The organism is Chitinophaga chungangae (assembly GCF_017742215.1).
Lineage (GTDB): Bacteria > Bacteroidota > Bacteroidia > Chitinophagales > Chitinophagaceae > Chitinophaga > Chitinophaga chungangae.
On record NZ_JAGHKP010000001.1, the window covers coordinates 1,410,814 to 1,427,702 of the forward strand.

A 16,889-nucleotide genomic window follows, 5' to 3' on the forward strand; every position below is an offset into this window, starting at 1 on the left:
GCGTTAAAAAGTGAACTGGTAATTGACGTTCGGGAAAAAACCGATCTGGTTGATGTCGGAAACCGTACCGGTAGTGGTATTGATCCTTCTAATATAAATATTCTTTTTTACGGTCACATTCTGGAAGTCCATAAAAAATTTCTGCGTGGTGCGGCCCATTTCCCAGGTAAAAGAGATTTTCACGTCCCATCTGAAATACGGATTGTTCCGCAATGAAAATGTTCTTGAATCATCGTATACTTCATATCCTTTCGCGATGGTTTTTTCCACGTCGAAAGGCGTGTACCACTGGCCGCCGGCGAAAGATACCTTTGTGTCTACCCCCAGGTTGAAACCCGGCCGCAGCGTCCATTCCCTGCCGGTCAGGAAGTTGGTCACGTATTGCGAATTAAACGCCGTATTGCGCCACACTTTATCGCTGGCAAGGAATTTCGAATTAAAAAGGCTTTGCGTAAAGAGCAGGTAAAACCCTTTGTCGAGGAACTTTTCCAGCGTAAGCTCAAGACCGTAGTTTTTGCCCGTGCCGGCGTTAACCAGGTTCGGCTCGTCCGGGAAACCGAACTGCGCGCCGGTGTTGAGCATGCTGAAGGGGCCCGGTTCGCGCTGCACGGGGATGTTGTACAAATGCTGGTAATACGCTTCCGTTTTGATGCGGAATTTGTTGCTCAAAGGCAATTCGTAACCCAGCACGGCATGCAGGCTGCGGCTGAAGTCCAGCTCGTTGTTGGTGAGTTTCCCCCCGGTTTCCCGGAAGTACACTTCCAGCGGCTGCAGCTGGCTGTGCATGCCGAGCCCCAGGCTAAGCGCCTGGTCGTTGGCTGTGCGGTATTTGATGTTAAAGCGCGGCTCCGCCGAGTAGGAACCGTTCAGCGCAAGATATTGCGCATACACGCCCGTGTTGGCGGTAAGATGGTCGCTGAAATGATGCTGCAAATTGATCCAGCCTTTCGCCAGCGAAGTGGATTCGCGGGCATCGAGATCGGCGGATATTACATCGTCGCCATCTTTGATATACGCCTGGTCGAGCCGGAACCGCATCAGGTCTGCGGAGATGCCGCCGCTCAGCTGGTTGCGGGCGTTGAGGCGGTGCTCCAGCTGGTAACCCAGGCTGGTTTTGGTTTGACGGTTATCCAGTTTTACAGCGGGCTCGGCGGGCAGTCCGTCTTTTACGATGAACTCGTTCCCGGTGCTTTGCGTGAAAGACAATGCAACGAATGCCCGGCCGAACGTGGCGGCATTAAAATTATAACTGTGGGTAAGGCCCGCCACGCCGGTATTGGAGGCGTATTTACGGTCGCGGTCTTTGTTGTCGCTGCCGTACAGCCCGGTGGTGTCTTCATCCGGCCCGAAATGAATGTTGCTGAGGCCGCCGAGGGCGAAAAGATTGAACGTGCCCGCGTTTTTCGTGGGCGCGTGAAGTTTCAGGTTCAGGTCCTGGTAATAGGGCACCGCCGTGCCTGTACCTACAGACAAACCCAGCGCCTGGATGGCCGCTACGGTAGAGTAACGGTAATCGAGCAGGAAAGACGCATTCCCGGGCCTGCCCAGCGGCCCTTCCGCCGCCGCTTCAAAACCGTTGAAGCCCACTTCGGCGAGAAATTCGTATTTGTCTTTGTTGCCGTTGCGGAGCCGGAGATCGAACGCCCCGGCGAGCGCATTGCCGTATGGCGCGGGAAATGCGCCCGTCATGAAATCCGAATTCCGGAGGGTGTTGGTGTTCAGGATCGTCACCGGGCCGCCGCTGGCGCCAATGGTGCTGAAGTGGTTGGGATTGGGAATGTCCACGCCTTCCATGCGGTAAAGCACGCCGTTGGGCGAATTGCCGCGGATCACGATATCGTTGCTCGCATCGTTGCCGCCGATAACGCCCGCAAAGTTCTGCGCCATCCGCGAAGGATCGTTGCGGCTGCCGGCGTAACGCATGCCTTCTTCCATGCCCAGCTGCCGGGCGCTTACCTGCGCCAATGGATTGACCGCGCCTTTTTTCTGTTGAGCGGTTACTATATAATCCTTCAGTTTCACGATATTTTCTGTTAGCGTGATCTCCACCACCGTTTCTTTTCCCGCGTTTACTTCCACGTTGCCGATCACCAGCGGTTCGTAGCCCATCAGCGAAAAACGGAGCGTATGCCGGCCAACGGGCACGCTGTTGATGCGGAATTCGCCTTTTTCGTTCGTAACAGCGCCGATGCGATCGATCTGCACGGTTACGCCGGGCAGGGGAATATGCGTATAGCGGTCTGTTACCGTGCCTTTAACGGTCTGCACAGGCAGGGATTGCTGGGGGAAGCTGCGAAGCGGCAAGAGCAGGAGAAGCAGCCAGAACAATGGTTTCATGTGTTTTTTTTGTGCAAAAATGGCGGCTGTTCCCCGACCGGGGAAGCGGAAAGGAGTGAACCGGCGAAAACACGGATCGAAACGACGATTTTGTTTATTGCCGTTTATGTAATTGCAGGCGGAATGGGAGCGGGGAAAACGAATATTCAGGAAACTTCGATTATATTTAACCCGTCAAACTTTGATATAAAACCCTCATCATTATGCATTCGAAACCCAAGTTTCTGACAGCGATCTGCCTCGGAGGCGTGTTTGCACTGGCTTCCTGCGGTCAATCCGCTCCCAAGAGCACCGGCGACGCATCGGCAGACAGTTCCGCCGCACCGGTGGAAACCAAAGCCGCCAATTCTCCCGACTATAAACCCGCCTTCCCGGGCCAGACGAGGATAGCAGGCGTTAAAACGGCCATGGCTTACGAAGGCAAAGTGCTCACCAGCGACCTGAAAAATCCCTGGGGCATTACCACGCTGCCGGACGGCCGTTTTCTCATCACCCAGAAAAAAGGCACGATGCGCATCGTAACGCCCGACGGTAAAGTGAGCGATTCCATCACGGGCCTTCCCGCGGTAAATTCCGCCGGCCAGGGCGGTTTGCTCGGTCTCCGGGTAGACCCGGACTTCGCCAGTAACCGCACCGTATACTGGGTGTTCTCCGAAAACCTGCCCGAAGGCAATCTCACCGCAGTGGCCAAAGGCAAACTTTCGGCCGACGAAAAAAAGATAGAAGGCGCTACCGTGATCTACCGCGCTACGCCCGCTTATAAAGGCACGCTGCATTACGGCGGCCGTATATTGATCGACAAAAGCGGCAACCTGGTGATCAGCACCGGCGAACGTTCCGATCTTGAAACAAGGCCGCAGGCGCAGGACCTGAAATCGGGCCTCGGCAAGGTGATCCGCATTACGAAAGAAGGCCAGCCCGCGCCGGGCAATCCTTTCGAAGGCAAAGCCGATGCGCGCCCCGAATTGTTCTCTTATGGTCACCGCAACGTGCAGGGCCTTGCGTTCCACCCCGTTACCGGCGATCTGTGGGAAACCGAGTTTGGCCCGAGAGGCGGCGATGAGCTGAACAGGGTAGAGGCCGGGAAAAACTACGGCTGGCCGACCATCACGTACGGCATCGAATACAGCGGCAAAAAGGTCGGCGACAGCATCCAGCAAAAGGCGGGGCTTGAGCAGCCGGTCTATTACTGGGACCCCGTGATCTCTCCCAGCGGCATCACCTTCTACAGCGGCGACGCCATGCCCGAATGGAAAAACAACCTGTTCATCTCCGGCCTCAGCAGCACGCACATTGCGCGCATCGTGATCGAGAACAACAAAGTGGTGGGTGAAGAACGTTTGCTGGAAAACGAAAAAGAACGTTTCCGCGATATTACCGAAGGTAAAGACGGCGCGTTGTACGCCATAACGGATGGCGGCAAGCTGTACCGGATATTCAAGAAGTAGATTTTCAGAACCACATACAAAGCCTCCGGTTATTCCACCGGGGGCTTTTTGTTTTTGAGCGCGGAATGATCGTAGTGAATGATTTCATGCCCGCCATCACGGATGCCGGGATTATTTGAAAACGCAATGATATGTTTTCGCAGCTCTTTTTCCTCCAGTTGCGGGGGGAGTTCAATTTTGATGCTTTCACGACCGGAGGTGAATGCGATGCCCATATAATATTTGTAATCGCTGAAGCTGGGGTCGAGCACCGTGTAGAAATAATCAATATCCATCCACTTTATCCGCGTTTTCCTGTGAGTGATGCCTTCCGCGTCTATCCTCATCCAGATGGCGTCCGTGCGTGATTTGTACCACTGCGAAACGGCCAGGTAAAGCAGCCATGCCGCCAGCACGCCGAGTAATATCTTTTCGAAAATTGAAGGTTTGTTCAATATGCAGTAGACGAGATATAAAAAAAGCAAAAAACAGATCGTGCCGATGGCGGCGCTTGTCCATTTTCCTTCTTTGATGATAATGGGCTCTAACGGCATACTGCTTTTACTTTTTACTGCAACGAATATACCATGAACCCCTCCATTTGTCAAGGTTTTGGCGCAGAAGATGTAAATTCTCCACAAAAAACGCCCACAGGCCGTAGCTTTCAGAAAAATTCCGGTCCATGAAAACAATCGTTCTTACCGTTTCAATGCTGTTGTTCATCACCGCCCAATCCTGCTCGCAAAACCATCAGCCGGATGACGCGGCCGCCGTGTACGCGGCCAGCACGCCCTGCAGCCAGGGCACGCGCCCTCTTCCGGGTATGGACGCAGAAATCGGATGCGAACTGATGAAATGGAAACTGGTCTTGCACGAACACACGTTCGAACTGCATTGCGAATATGGGATGACGAAAGCCAGCACCAAAGGTTTCAGCAAAGGGAAAAGCCTGGATCTCTCCGGCAGCTGGACCATCCAAAAAGGCACGCCCGCCCATCCGCAGGCAACGGTCTACCAGTTGAAAGACGGCAAAACCCATAAAAACATTTCCTTCATCCGACTCAGTAACGAACTGCTTCATCTGCTGGATGCAGACGGTCATTTAATGATCGGCAACGGCGGATGGAGCTACACCCTCAGCAAGGTCACCGCCAAATAAAATTGATCATGAAAACGATATGCACGCTTTTTTTCCTGCTGATCGCACAGCTGTCCGTCGCGCAAACCGCCGCGGCAGACAACCGGCCTTCCGATGCCATCACTTTTCAGCCCATCCCGAAAGGGCCGGATATTTACGGATTTTTTGAAGGAAGAATTCCCTGCGAGGGCATTGTGCCGCAACTGCAGCTGGTAACCGACAAACCATGCGAAAAACTAAAGTGCCGCCTCGAGCTTCACCGCGATCCCGCTTCTTCAAAACCCACTACTTTCAAACTCCGCATCGTGGGCGCGGGAGAAGTGAAGCAGCAGGACGGCGATTCGTACCGCCTCCTCAACATGGAAGGCACCTGGCATACCGAAAAAGGCATGCCCGGCGATGCAAAGGCCGGATTGTACGTGCTGGAACCGGCTACAGTCAACACGAAGCTGTATCTCTGGAAAGGCGATGATAATGTGCTGTTCGTGCTGGATAACAACAAAACATTCAGGACCGGGAACGAATATTACAGCTATACGTTCAACCGTATTGTGCCGGTGCCGGGGAAATAGGTAACAGCTCACAAAGGGGAAGCTATTAAAAGACTGTCAGGAACCGCCGCCAGCGGAGAATTTTAGTATCTTGAAACATGGAAAAACCGAAATCCGCCATTCCTTATTACAACGATATCAATGAATTCCTCGCATCCATCGATGTGGCGCACCGCACCGCCAACCCGGTTTTTTATTGCCTGCGCCTGGCGGAGCATAAAGAAAACATTTACCGGCCGCCTTTCCGGCGCAGCTTTTATTTTGTCGGCCTGTTCACCGACGCCGCAAAATCCAGGGTTACGCACGGCGGCACCAACGAAACCAGCATGAGCTCGTACATGGTTTTTCAATCGCCGGAATTGCTGTACAGCTTTTACCGCGATAAAGCCATGCACGGTTATGTCTTTTATTTCCAGCCCGAATGTTTCTCCTTTTTCAGGCCTGATTTCCAGAAAGAATTTCCTTTTTTCGATGTGCTGCATACCAGTCTTTTCCGCTTCGATCATGTTGTTTTCGAGAAACTGGCGCCGCATTTCGAAGAAGTGTTCGCCGCATACGAACGCTCCGGTAAAGACCAGCACGTGGAAGCCCGCGTGAAATTGCTGGCCCTGTTGTACCATCTGAAAGAATTTGCGGCGGAAAGAATGCAGGGCGTCAGGATGGCGGCTACGCCGCAGCAGGTTTTGCTGAAAAAATATATGCAGCTGGTGAATAACTATTACATCGACAAACGCACCGTGCAGGAATATGCGGACATGCTGGCGGTGACGCCGAACTATCTCTCTCAATCGGTAAAAGCCGTGTCCGGCAAAAATGCATTGTCGTATATCTCGGAAAGATTATTAACGGAGGCGAAGTCGCTGCTGCAACATACGCATGTCGAGATCGCCGAAATAGCCTACCAGCTTAACTTTTCAGACCCGGCCAACTTCGGGAAGTTTTTCCGCGCACAGGCCGGCATGTCGCCCTCGGAGTTCCGTAAACAGGACCATCGATAAAATTTACCGGTTTAACCAAGTTTTCGACCATTCGTTGACGCTGGAAATGTTTTCCTTTGTATCGTTAAACACATACACATAAAAACCGAACGTAATGGCAACAAAAGTTTTCATCAATCTCCCCGTAAAAGATCTTAACAAATCAAAGGCTTTTTTCGAAGGACTGGGCTTTGGTTTCAACCCGCAGTTCACCGACGAAAAGGCCGCCTGCCTGGTGATCAGCGACGCGATCTACGCCATGTTGCTGGTGGAGCCTTATTTCAGCACCTTCACCAAAAAGCCGATCAGCGACGCAAAGAAAAACACTGAAGTGCTGATCGCGCTGGACACGGAATCCCGCGAGGAAGTGGACCGCATCGTGGCCAAAGCCAAAGAGCAGGGCGGGACCGTGTACAGCGAACCGCAAGACCATGGCTGGATGTACCAGCACGCATTCGCCGATCTCGACGGCCATCAATGGGAATTTGCGTACATGGACATGAGTCAGCTGCCCGGTTGATAAACGGTTGAAAAAATTAAAGCCCCGGGCGAATGCCCGGGGCTTTCTTTATTGTTCCGCGTCGCCGCGCAGTTTTTGGTAATATTCTTTTATCACCGCCGCTTTATCTTTTTTGATCTTTTGGCCCAGTTCCCTTCGCGGGCAGTTGGCGTTGTATTTCGCGCCCCAGTCCATGATCTCGATCACGATCGGCAGCAGGTCGATGCCTTTGGGGGTAAGACTGTAAATGAATTTGGACCGGTTGGCGGGGGAAACGCGTTTTATCAGGATGTTTTCCGCTTCCAGCACGCTGAGGCGGTTGGCGAGGATGTTGGTGGCGATCTTTTCTTCCGATTCCAGGAACTGGCCGTAAGATACTTTGCCGCGCAACATCACGTCCCTGATGATCAACAGCGACCATTTATCCCCGAATACGTCGAGCGAACAGCTGATGGGGCAATCCGACCTGGTTTTTTCCATACCTGAATGTTAGAAAAGTACTTGCAAATTGAAATTACTTATTATCTTAGTGCTTGCAAAACGCAAGTACTAAGATAACAATAACCCTCAAATTACGCACATTATGGAAAACTCCGCTCTTACCCGTCAGCTGCTTGATGTTTATTATGAAGGTTTTGCCTGCAAACAGGGTTGGGAAGATGTGATCGCAGACGATTTTCTTTTCACCGGCGGCAATATGACCGCCCCGGCGCCCGCAGCAGGCAAAGCCGCTTACATTGAAGTGATCAGACGGTTTTCCCGCACCTTTACGGGTATGCGCGTGAAAGAAATGATCGTGGAAGGCGGCCGCGCGTATGTGACCGGCAATTACGATTTTGTGTTCCCCAATGGGGCGAAGATCAATGGGGATGTGGCGGAGGTCTGGAAAGTGGAGAACGGCAAACTGGCTTCGCTGACCATCTTTTTCGACACGCTGACGTTCGACAGGAACATACCCCGTTGAAACGGCAGGGGCGGGTTTAAAGCAAGATACCATCACACCTGTTCATCCGCGGGTAACGGCGGCCCCATTCGCCGCCGCATTTTTTTTTCGTTGCTAAAAGGTTATTTTTAGCCTGGTTTTAGAGGATGTTTTTGAAATGATATCAACCAAGGGAATAAAAAGCGTTGTTTTTGCATTCGCTTTCATAAGATTGCTGCTCTTTGCTTCCGGCGCGTCCGCGCAGGCGGGGAGCATGCGTTTTTCCCATCTCGGCATCGCCGACGGTCTTTCCCAAAGCTCCGTTTACAGCATCTTCCAGGATTCCCGCGGGTTTATCTGGATCGCCACTACCGACGGCCTCAACCGTTACGACGGTTACAATTTCCGCCATTTCCGCTACGATCCCGGCAACCGTTACAGCATCAACAGCAACGAACTGCTCAGCATAGAAGAAGACCGCAAAGGCAACCTGCTCGTAGGCACGGCGCTTGGTCTCGATATGTTCGAATGCCGGCTGGAGCGTTTCCACCGCATCCTTCCGGACGGCGACCTGCCAGATAACATTCAGCCCGCGTATAATTTCAAACACGTGAACGTGATGAAACGCGACCGCGAAGGCACCGTGTGGGTGGGCACGCCGCGCGGCCTGATGCGGTACGACGAAGAAAAACGCGTGCTGCATCCCGTAGACCTCGGCCGCGAGCCGGGGAAACCCTACGTGCGCTCCATGGCCTTTGATGCGGACGGGCTGCTGTGGCTTACCGGGCTGGATTCCGTGTATTGTTACAATCCCGCTACCGGCCGGCGGCTGCCCACGCCCCAAGGGCTGATGCGCAACCCGCTGATGGGGAAAAGCGCCACGCAGTGCATTCATGTAGACAGCCTGGGCAACATCTTTCTGGGCACGGAAAAAGACGGCCTGATCGTGTGGGACCGCGCCACGGGCCGCACCGAAAACTATAATTCCGCCACCACGCCGCGCGTAAGCAGCGATATGGTGCGCGCCATCTACAGCCACAACGGCGAAACCTGGATCGGCACGCGCAACGGCCTTTATATCATGAACGCGCAGCGCACGGCCGTCAGGCATTTTGTGACGGACAAATACGATCCGTATTCCATTTCCGGCAACAGCATCCTGAGCATTATGAAAGACAAAGCGGGAAGCATGTGGGTCGGGTCTTTTGCGGGCGGCGTGAGCGTGGAGCACCCGGGCAACGAAAATTTCAGTTATATCAACGAACAGATGGGGCGCAAGCCCGGGCTTACTTACCGCGTGGTGAGCAGCATCCGCGAAGACGCGGAACGCAACCTCTGGATCGCCACGGAAGGCGGCGGCGTGAATGTGTACGACCGCCGCAGCGACGAGTTCCGTCATATCCGGGTGAGCCCCGCCGCGCCGCATCATGTGAACCCCGAAATGGTGAAAGCATTGCAGTTCGACGGGCAGGGGCACCTCTATATCGGCACGCTGGAAGGGCTTTACCGGTACGACGTAGGATCGGGAGGCATACGGCCCGTTCCGCTCAAGGAAACGCCGAAAAGCGTGTCGGACGAAGTGATCTACGGTCTTGCCGGCAACGCCCAGCGCCTGTGGGTAGGCACCAAGGGCGGGCTTTTCCGCATCGAAGGCGGCGATACCGTACGTTACCGGCACAACAGGAACAATCCCGGCAGCATTATTTCCAACGATATCAATGCGTTGATGCAGGACAGCCAGGGCGGGGTGTGGATCGGCACCGAGCTGGGCCTTTCCTGGCTGCCGGCGGGCAGCGGGCGTTTCCGCAACTATCTCGCCGAATACGACAGCGTGTTCAATAAAAACGCGATCCTCTGCATATATGAAGACGACCGCCGCAACATCTGGATCGGCACGCGCGGCGGCGGCCTGAAGCTGCTCAACCGCGAACGCAACCAGTTCTTCACCCTCGATACCACTTTCGGCCTTTCCAGCAACATCGTGCACGGCATTATCCAGGACCAGCTGGGCGATCTTTGGGTGAGTTTTAACCAGAGCATCGCGCGCATCGTGCTGCGCAAGGCGCATGCGCCGTTTGACAAACAGGACGTGCAGGTGGTGAATTATTCTGTGAACAACGGGCTCGGCTCCAACGAATTCCTGGCGGCCACCTGCCGCACCGCTTCCGGCGAAGTGATGTTTGGCGGCACCAACGGCATCGTGTCTTTTAACCCCGGCAAACTCATCATCAACAAAACCAAACCGCCCGTCGCGCTCACTTCGTTCCTGATCAAAAACAGGCCCGTAGCCATCGGGGAGAAGGGCTCGCCGCTCAGCGAAAGCATTACGTATACCGAACATATCACTTTGCGGCACGACCAGGCGTTTTTCGCGATCGGGTTCGCCGCGCTGAACTACATCAACCCGCGCACGAACCAGTACGCCTACATCCTCGAAGGCATGAAGGGCAACCCGCAATGGAATTACGTAGGCAGCCTTCAACAGGCTTCCTTCACCAACCTCGACGCGGGCGAGTACGTGTTTAAAGTAAAAGCCGCCAATAACGACGGGCTTTGGAACGAACAATATACCAGCCTTCGCATCACGGTGCTGCCGCCGCTTTGGAAAACCTGGTACGCCTATCTTTTTTATCTCGCCGTGATCGCTGGCGTGCTGTATTTTTTCTGGAACCATTCCCTCAAAACCGCGCGGCTTCGGCACGAATTGCAGATGCAGCAGCGCAGCCGGGAAAAAGACCAGGAATTGGCCCAACGGAAACTGTCTTTTTTCACCGATATTTCCCACGAGATCAAAACGCCGCTCACCCTTATTCTCGCCCCGCTGGAAAAGCTGCTGAGCGGAGACGATGCGGGGGAAAAAGTGCGGCACCAGCTGCAGCTCATGCAGCGCAACGGTGAACGCCTGCTCAGGCTTACGGACCAGTTGCTGGATTTCCGGAAGTTCGAGGCCGGTCATATGAAACTGCAGGTAGCACGGTACGACATGGTGAAGTTCATGCGGGAGATCATTTTGTCTTTCGACGCATACGCCCGCCAGCGCGGCATCCGGCTGGAACTGGATATGCTGGGGCAGCTCATGCCGCTGTGGTTCGACCACGACAAGCTGGAAAAGATCATGTTCAACCTGCTGTCTAACGCCGTGAAGTTCACTCCGCCGGGCGGCCGCATCAAAGTGAGCGTGGCCGTGAACGGGGAGGGGATGGTGGAAATTAATGTGGAAGACAATGGAGCGGGCATTGCCGCGCAGCATTTGGGAAAAATATTCAACCCGTTCCATCATTATAATAATACCGGTCAGCCCATTTCGGGCACAGGCATCGGGCTGGCGTTCACGAAAGGGCTGGTAACGCTGCATCGCGGCGCCATTACTGTAAAGAGCGAACCCGCCGCGGAAGGCAAAGCCGGTTATACCTGTTTTACGGTGGTATTCCCGCCGGAGGCGGCGCAATACGCGCCGGAAGAAATGCTCCGGGAAAACCCCGAGATGCCGCCAGTGGAGCCTTTGGCGGCTTCGCCCGCGCGGGAAGAAAGCGGGGCGGACGAAGCGGGGCAACTGCCGGTGATGCTTATCGTGGAAGACAATGCCGAGATGCTGGGCTTTATCGCTTCCCATTTCCGCGACCGGTATACCGTGCACGAAGCGTCGGACGGCAACGAAGGCTGGCGCATCGCCACCGAAGTGCTGCCGGATATTATTATCAGCGACGTGGCCATGCCGGGCCTCAACGGCACCGACCTCTGCCGCAAGCTGAAAAAAGACGAGCGCACCTGCCATATCCCCGTGATATTGCTCACCGCCCGCAGCCCCGTGATCTTCCAGATGGAAGGGCTGGAAACCGGTGCGGACGATTATATTACCAAACCCTTTAATATCGGGTTGCTGCAACTGCGCGCGGGCAATCTGCTGCAATCGCGCGCGCTGTTGCGGGAGCGGTACAGCAAAGACATCACGCTGCAGCCGGCCAATATCGCCATCACGTCTGCCGACGAAACCTTTTTGAATAAAGTGATGCAGTTCATAGACGCCAACATCCTTGAACCGACCCTGAACGTGGAGCAGCTGGCCCGCGAACTGAACATGAGCCCCATCACCCTGTACCGGAAGATCAAGGCGCTGACCAACCAGAGCACCATCGAGTTCATCCGCGTGTACCGGCTGAAACGGGGGGCGCAATACCTGGAAAGGAACGAGTTTACCGTTACCGAAGTAGCCTATATGGTCGGGTTTTCCGATGTCGATTATTTCCGGAAATGTTTCAAGGCCGAATTCGGCTGCACCCCGAAGGAATATGCCGCCGCTAAACAGGGCGCCGTTCCGGAATGAGCCATAGTGGCTGATCTTTCATTTTCCCCGTACAGATTTGACCCCCTTTCCTGACAGATTACACCCGTAAGAAAGCAAGAAATGACCGGTAGCCGCCACCGGGCGCCCGCCTATTTTTGATCACAACAGCTAAGAGAACCAACAAACGAACATCAACCAATTTGGATCTATCGCTTTTGCTTTTATTTTTTAATTCAACACGTTACATGATGAAAAAGTACGCTACGTTCTTTTTCCTCGGAATGACGGCGCTGGCACCCCTGGCTTCACAGGCGGGGGCTACGGCGGCGGACACGTCCGACAGGAAAGTTCCGGCTCCGCAAAGTTTGCCCGCTCCCGGAGGGGTATTGCCTTTGAGGGACACCGTGCCGGTATTGTTTGGTATGCAATCGAGTGCAAAATTGTTGCAATCTTATGGTATCGTGTACAACGACGCCCTGCGCAACATCCCTGTTACCTCCGTGGAAAACGCGCTTTACGGCAAACTCGCAGGGCTTAGCCTGGCGCAAAACAACCTGGCCCCGGGCGAAGACGGCGCGGCTATGTCTCTCCGGGGCGCATCGCCGCTGGTAGTGGTAGACGGCGTGCCCAGGGACATTACCTCCATCGATCCCGAACAGGTAGCCTCCGTAAGCGTGCTCCGCGACGCGCTGGCCACCGCCATGTATGGCGCCCGCGCCGCCAACGGGGTGGTGATGATCCAGACCAAACACGGGTACAACGGGAAAAAACGCATTTCCTTCACCGCGCAAACCGCCATGCAGCAAATGCTGCAAACACCGAAATTCCTCGGCGCGTACGATTACGCCCGTCTTTACAACGAAGCCCTCGCCAACGACGGCCGCCAGCCCGTGTATACCCAGGCCGACCTGGACGCCTGGAAAAACGGCAGCGATCCTTATGGTCACCCCGATGTGAACTGGTACGACAAAGTGCTGAAAGACCAGGCCGGCATGCAACGCTACAATCTGAACATTTCCGGCGGCAACCGCATCTCCCGGTATTTTGTGGACCTGGATTATCTCAATCAAAAGGGATATTTCGTGACCGATCCGAACAATACCTACAAAACCAACAACTTCTACCAGCGTTTTATTTTCCGCAGCAATGTGGATGTGGAACTGACCAAAACCACTTTGCTGAACCTGAGCCTGGCAGGCCGCATCCGCAACAGCAACGAGCCGGGGGCCACCACCGCCAGCATTTTCAACAACATCATGAGCACTCCCAACAACGCGTACCCCGTTCATAATTTCGACGGCAGCCTGGGAGGCAATAACGATTACCAGAACAACATCTACGGTCAGGCGGTACGCTCCGGCTACCGGCCCGCTTACAACCGCAACCTGATGGCGGACCTGAACGTGACCCAGCGGCTGGATGCCTTTCTGCCGGGCCTGTACGTGAAAGGCGCCTTTTCGCTGAATACTTATTACGACGAAACGCTGAACCGCTCCAAATCTTTCGCCGTGTACAACGTGATTCCCCGCCCGGGGCAAGACACGCTGATCAACAAGATCGGTACGGACGGGCAGCAGAATAACTCGTCCGCCATCGCAGACGACTACCGCCAGGCTTACACCGAGTTCCTGGTCGGTTACGATTCCACTTTCGGCTCGCATCACGTGGGTGTTACGGCCGTGGGTTTCCGCGACAGCTACACCAGTGTGCGGAACCTGCCGCTGGTGAACGCTTCCATTGCGCTGCGCGCCAGGTATGATTTTGAAGAAAAGTACCTGCTGGAATTCGTGATGTCGCGCTCCTACAACAACATGTACCATCCGGATAACCGCTGGGGTTATTTCCCCGCGGCGGGCATCGGCTGGAACATCGCGCGGGAAAGCTGGTTCCGCTCTGCGCTGCCTGGCATCAGCATCCTGAAGCTGCGGGCTTCCTACGGCATCACCGGCAACACGTCTGACGCGGGTTATTACCAGTACATCCAATATTTCAACAACACCACTTCCTATAATTTCGGTAACCCTTCCACTTCCGCAGCCGCCATCACCGAAGGCGTGCTGGCCAATCCCGGCCTGGCCTGGGAAAAAACCAGCAAGCTCAACATCGGCGTGGACATTTCCGCATTGCGCGACCGGCTGGAGTTTTCCGCCGAATATTTCCGCAACCGCAATACAGACCTGCTGATGATACGCGGGGACAATGCCAGCGGCATCATCGGTAATTCGCTGCCTTCCGAGAACATCGGCGAATCGGTGTACAAAGGCATGGAATTTACCGCCGGCTTTAACGGCCAGGCGGGCGCTTTGGGATATTTTGTAAAAGGAAACCTGTCTTTCCTGCAATCGCGTATGGAAGAAATGCAGGAAGTACGCCGTGCCTACGACTGGAACCGCCGTACCGGCCAGCCCGTGAACATGCAGTTCGGTTATGTGGCCGATGGGTTTTACCAGAACGACGACGAGATACAGAAAGGCCCCTCGCCGGAGGGTTACAGCCCGGTGCCGGGAGACATCCGTTACCGCGACCTCAATGGAGACGGCACCATCAACCTGCTGGACGAGCGCCCTATCTTCAACGGCAAACCTTTCTTTTATTACGGTCTCAGCGCGGGCCTTTCCTGGAAAGGGCTTGATCTGAACATGACCTGGCAGGGCGTTGGCAACCGCGATATTTATCTCGGCGGCGCCAATGTTTGGGAATTCCTCAACACTTCGCTGAACGGCGGGCCCGGGCAGGCGCAAGAAAGCCACCTCGGCCGCTGGACGCCGCAAACCGCCGCCACGGCCACTTACCCGAGGCTTACGGTAAACGGCAACGTAAACAATCACCGCGCTTCCACTTTCTGGGTGAAAGACGGCAGTTACCTGCGCCTCAAAAACCTGGAACTGGGTTACACTTTGCCGCAACGCTGGATAAGCCGCCTTAAGCTGGCTTCCATCCGCGCATTTGCCAGCGGCTACAACCTGCTTACGTTCACCCCGCTGAAAAACATGGACCCGGAAGCGCTTTTCACCGGTTATCCCAACCAACGGATCGTCAATTTCGGCATGAACATTCAGCTTTAAATCATTTTTCCCATGATCATGAAAAAAAATCATTTCCTTCTTATACTCGCCGTGGCCGGCGCGCTGCATACTTCCTGCAAGCGCACGCTGGAAGCGGAGCCGATGGACAAGCTCACGGAAGACCTTGTGTTTGACCAGATAGACGTGAATGCGGACAATGCAAAGGCTTTCCTGTACGGCACCTACGGCCTGCTGCCCGCTTATGGCAACCGCCTGGGCTCCGCCGTGCTCGATGCGGCAACAGACGATGCCATGGCTTCCACAGACGGCGACCGCAGCGGCGATTTCCGGCGCGGATGGATCAGCCCGTTCAATGTGCAGGACAATGCCTGGAACAATAATTACAAAGGCATCCGCATGACCAACATGTTCCTGTCGAAAATAGATAATGTGCCTACCACCGACGAGCTGAAAAAAGAGTGGAAGGCGGAAGCGCGTTTCCTGCGCGCGTTTTTCTATTTCGAACTGATGAAACGCTGGGGTGGCGTGCCGGTTGTGGGCGATGTCGTATTTAAGTTCACCGACAATATTAGCCTGCCCCGCAATACGCTCGAAGAAACCAAAAACTATATCGTTTCCGAGCTGGACGCGATCAAAGACGACCTGGTGCCCGCCAGCCTGAACGATGCGGACCTGGGCCGTGCCAACAAAGGCGCCGCGTTGGCGCTCAAAGCCCGTGTGCTGCTGTATTGGGCCAGCCCGCTTTATAACCCTGCCGGCAACACGCAGCGCTGGGCGGATGCCGCCGATGCCGCCAAAGACGTGGTCGGCCTGAACGTGTACGGTCTTCCCGCAGATTATCTCAGCGTGTTCATTTCCGGGAAAACCAGCGAAATGATCTTCGCCAAAATGCTCGCGCCGAACCAAACGGTGGAACAGGCCAACGGTCCCATCGGTTACCTGAACGCCGCGGCGGGCAAGGGGCAGACCAGTCCTTCGCAGAACCTGGTAGACGCCTTCCTCACCCTCGACGGCAAACCGATCACCGACGCCACATCCGGTTACGATCCCGCGGAGCCATACAAAAACCGCGACCCGCGCCTGGATGCAACGGTGCTGTACAACGGCAAAAAATGGCTCAACCGTTCCGTCGAAACATTCGAAGGCGGGCTGGACAAACCCGGCGGCATTCTCATCCAGACCAAAACCGGTTATTACATGCGCAAGCTGATGGGCAAGTTTGAATCCACCAGCGCCTATGCCAACGTAACGCGCCACTGGGTGCTGTTCCGTTACGCTGAAATACTGCTTTCTATTGCCGAAGCGCGTAATGAAGAAAGCGGGCCGGCGCAGGAAGTGTACGACCATCTCATCCTCGTGCGCAAACGCGCGGGCATCAAAGCCGGCGCGGACGGGCTGTACGGCCTTCCCGAGCTGGCGACGGTTACCAAAGCGGAACTGCGCGCGATCATACAGAATGAAAGAAGGATAGAAATGGCGTTTGAAGAACAGCGTTTCTGGGACATACGCCGCTGGAAGATCGCGGAAGCCGTGATGAACCAGCCGCTGCGCGGCATGCGCATCGAAAAGCAGGCAGACGGAAGTTTTACCTACACAGCGTTCAACGCGTCCACCTCCGTGTTCGACGCCTCGCGGATGTACTGGTACCCTGTGCCGAACAACGAAATGCAGACCAACAGCCGCATGGTGCAGAATCCCGGCTGGGAATAAGCGACTTTCCCTTTTAT

General features: G+C 54.9%; 12 protein-coding genes. 9 read left to right on the top strand and 3 right to left on the bottom strand.

Annotated elements, in window-relative coordinates:
* Nucleotides 1-3: 3 nt before the first annotated feature.
* Entirely contained in the window at nt 4-2,337 is a 2,334-nt protein-coding gene (locus J7I43_RS05960) for a TonB-dependent receptor (RefSeq protein WP_209144237.1), read from the bottom strand.
* 203 nt (nt 2,338-2,540) lie between these two features.
* Here J7I43_RS05960 and J7I43_RS05965 point away from each other — a divergent pair, with 203 nt between their 5' ends.
* Nucleotides 2,541-3,785: a PQQ-dependent sugar dehydrogenase gene (locus J7I43_RS05965; protein WP_209144239.1), complete on the top strand. Its 1,245-nt coding sequence runs from the start codon at nt 2,541-2,543 to the stop codon at nt 3,783-3,785.
* Between the two features lie 29 nt (nt 3,786-3,814).
* Here J7I43_RS05965 and J7I43_RS05970 read toward each other — a convergent pair whose 3' ends face one another.
* Nucleotides 3,815-4,318, bottom strand: coding sequence for a hypothetical protein (locus tag J7I43_RS05970; RefSeq protein WP_209144241.1), 504 nt, complete (start codon nt 4,316-4,318; stop codon nt 3,815-3,817).
* A 128-nt stretch (nt 4,319-4,446) separates the two neighbouring features.
* Between J7I43_RS05970 and J7I43_RS05975 the strand changes: the two genes are divergently transcribed.
* The 4 genes from J7I43_RS05975 (at nt 4,447) to J7I43_RS05990 (ending at nt 6,950) form a co-directional block, all read left to right on the top strand.
* Nucleotides 4,447-4,923: a hypothetical protein gene (locus J7I43_RS05975; protein WP_209144243.1), complete on the top strand. Its 477-nt coding sequence runs from the start codon at nt 4,447-4,449 to the stop codon at nt 4,921-4,923.
* 8 nt (nt 4,924-4,931) lie between these two features.
* On the top strand, nt 4,932-5,474 hold the full coding sequence (locus J7I43_RS05980; protein ID WP_209144245.1) for a hypothetical protein: 543 nt from the start codon (nt 4,932-4,934) through the stop codon (nt 5,472-5,474).
* Nucleotides 5,475-5,551: 77 nt separating this feature from the next.
* The gene (locus J7I43_RS05985; protein WP_209144247.1) at nt 5,552-6,451 is read left to right on the top strand and encodes a helix-turn-helix domain-containing protein; all 900 of its coding nucleotides are present in this window, start codon (nt 5,552-5,554) and stop codon (nt 6,449-6,451) included.
* A gap of 94 nt (nt 6,452-6,545) precedes the next feature.
* The gene (locus J7I43_RS05990) at nt 6,546-6,950 is read left to right on the top strand and encodes a VOC family protein (RefSeq protein WP_209144249.1); all 405 of its coding nucleotides are present in this window, start codon (nt 6,546-6,548) and stop codon (nt 6,948-6,950) included.
* Nucleotides 6,951-6,998: 48 nt separating this feature from the next.
* Here J7I43_RS05990 and J7I43_RS05995 read toward each other — a convergent pair whose 3' ends face one another.
* On the bottom strand, nt 6,999-7,409 hold the full coding sequence (locus tag J7I43_RS05995) for a winged helix-turn-helix transcriptional regulator (RefSeq protein WP_209144251.1): 411 nt from the start codon (nt 7,407-7,409) through the stop codon (nt 6,999-7,001).
* 103 nt (nt 7,410-7,512) lie between these two features.
* Here J7I43_RS05995 and J7I43_RS06000 point away from each other — a divergent pair, with 103 nt between their 5' ends.
* The 4 genes from J7I43_RS06000 to J7I43_RS06015 all read left to right on the top strand — a co-directional run bounded on the left by J7I43_RS06000 (nt 7,513) and on the right by J7I43_RS06015 (nt 16,872).
* Entirely contained in the window at nt 7,513-7,893 is a 381-nt protein-coding gene (locus J7I43_RS06000) for a nuclear transport factor 2 family protein (protein WP_209144253.1), read from the top strand.
* A gap of 190 nt (nt 7,894-8,083) precedes the next feature.
* The gene (locus J7I43_RS06005) at nt 8,084-12,175 is read left to right on the top strand and encodes a hybrid sensor histidine kinase/response regulator transcription factor (protein ID WP_209144255.1); all 4,092 of its coding nucleotides are present in this window, start codon (nt 8,084-8,086) and stop codon (nt 12,173-12,175) included.
* A 206-nt stretch (nt 12,176-12,381) separates the two neighbouring features.
* Nucleotides 12,382-15,201, top strand: a complete 2,820-nt coding sequence (locus J7I43_RS06010) for a SusC/RagA family TonB-linked outer membrane protein (RefSeq protein WP_209144257.1) — start codon at nt 12,382-12,384, stop codon at nt 15,199-15,201.
* A 12-nt stretch (nt 15,202-15,213) separates the two neighbouring features.
* Nucleotides 15,214-16,872: a RagB/SusD family nutrient uptake outer membrane protein gene (locus tag J7I43_RS06015; protein ID WP_209144259.1), complete on the top strand. Its 1,659-nt coding sequence runs from the start codon at nt 15,214-15,216 to the stop codon at nt 16,870-16,872.
* Nucleotides 16,873-16,889 lie beyond the last annotated feature (17 nt).

What these genes read in the sequence shown, in the direction of transcription:
- J7I43_RS05960 (WP_209144237.1), bottom strand. Translation starts at nt 2,337, where the DNA reads ATGAAACCATTGTTCTGGCTGCTTCTCCTGCTCTTGCCGCTTCGCAGC.
- J7I43_RS05965 (WP_209144239.1), top strand. Translation starts at nt 2,541, where the DNA reads ATGCATTCGAAACCCAAGTTTCTGACAGCGATCTGCCTCGGAGGCGTG.
- J7I43_RS05970 (WP_209144241.1), bottom strand. Translation starts at nt 4,318, where the DNA reads ATGCCGTTAGAGCCCATTATCATCAAAGAAGGAAAATGGACAAGCGCC.
- J7I43_RS05975 (WP_209144243.1), top strand. Translation starts at nt 4,447, where the DNA reads ATGAAAACAATCGTTCTTACCGTTTCAATGCTGTTGTTCATCACCGCC.
- J7I43_RS05980 (WP_209144245.1), top strand. Translation starts at nt 4,932, where the DNA reads ATGAAAACGATATGCACGCTTTTTTTCCTGCTGATCGCACAGCTGTCC.
- J7I43_RS05985 (WP_209144247.1), top strand. Translation starts at nt 5,552, where the DNA reads ATGGAAAAACCGAAATCCGCCATTCCTTATTACAACGATATCAATGAA.
- J7I43_RS05990 (WP_209144249.1), top strand. Translation starts at nt 6,546, where the DNA reads ATGGCAACAAAAGTTTTCATCAATCTCCCCGTAAAAGATCTTAACAAA.
- J7I43_RS05995 (WP_209144251.1), bottom strand. Translation starts at nt 7,409, where the DNA reads ATGGAAAAAACCAGGTCGGATTGCCCCATCAGCTGTTCGCTCGACGTA.
- J7I43_RS06000 (WP_209144253.1), top strand. Translation starts at nt 7,513, where the DNA reads ATGGAAAACTCCGCTCTTACCCGTCAGCTGCTTGATGTTTATTATGAA.
- J7I43_RS06010 (WP_209144257.1), top strand. Translation starts at nt 12,382, where the DNA reads ATGATGAAAAAGTACGCTACGTTCTTTTTCCTCGGAATGACGGCGCTG.
- J7I43_RS06015 (WP_209144259.1), top strand. Translation starts at nt 15,214, where the DNA reads ATGATCATGAAAAAAAATCATTTCCTTCTTATACTCGCCGTGGCCGGC.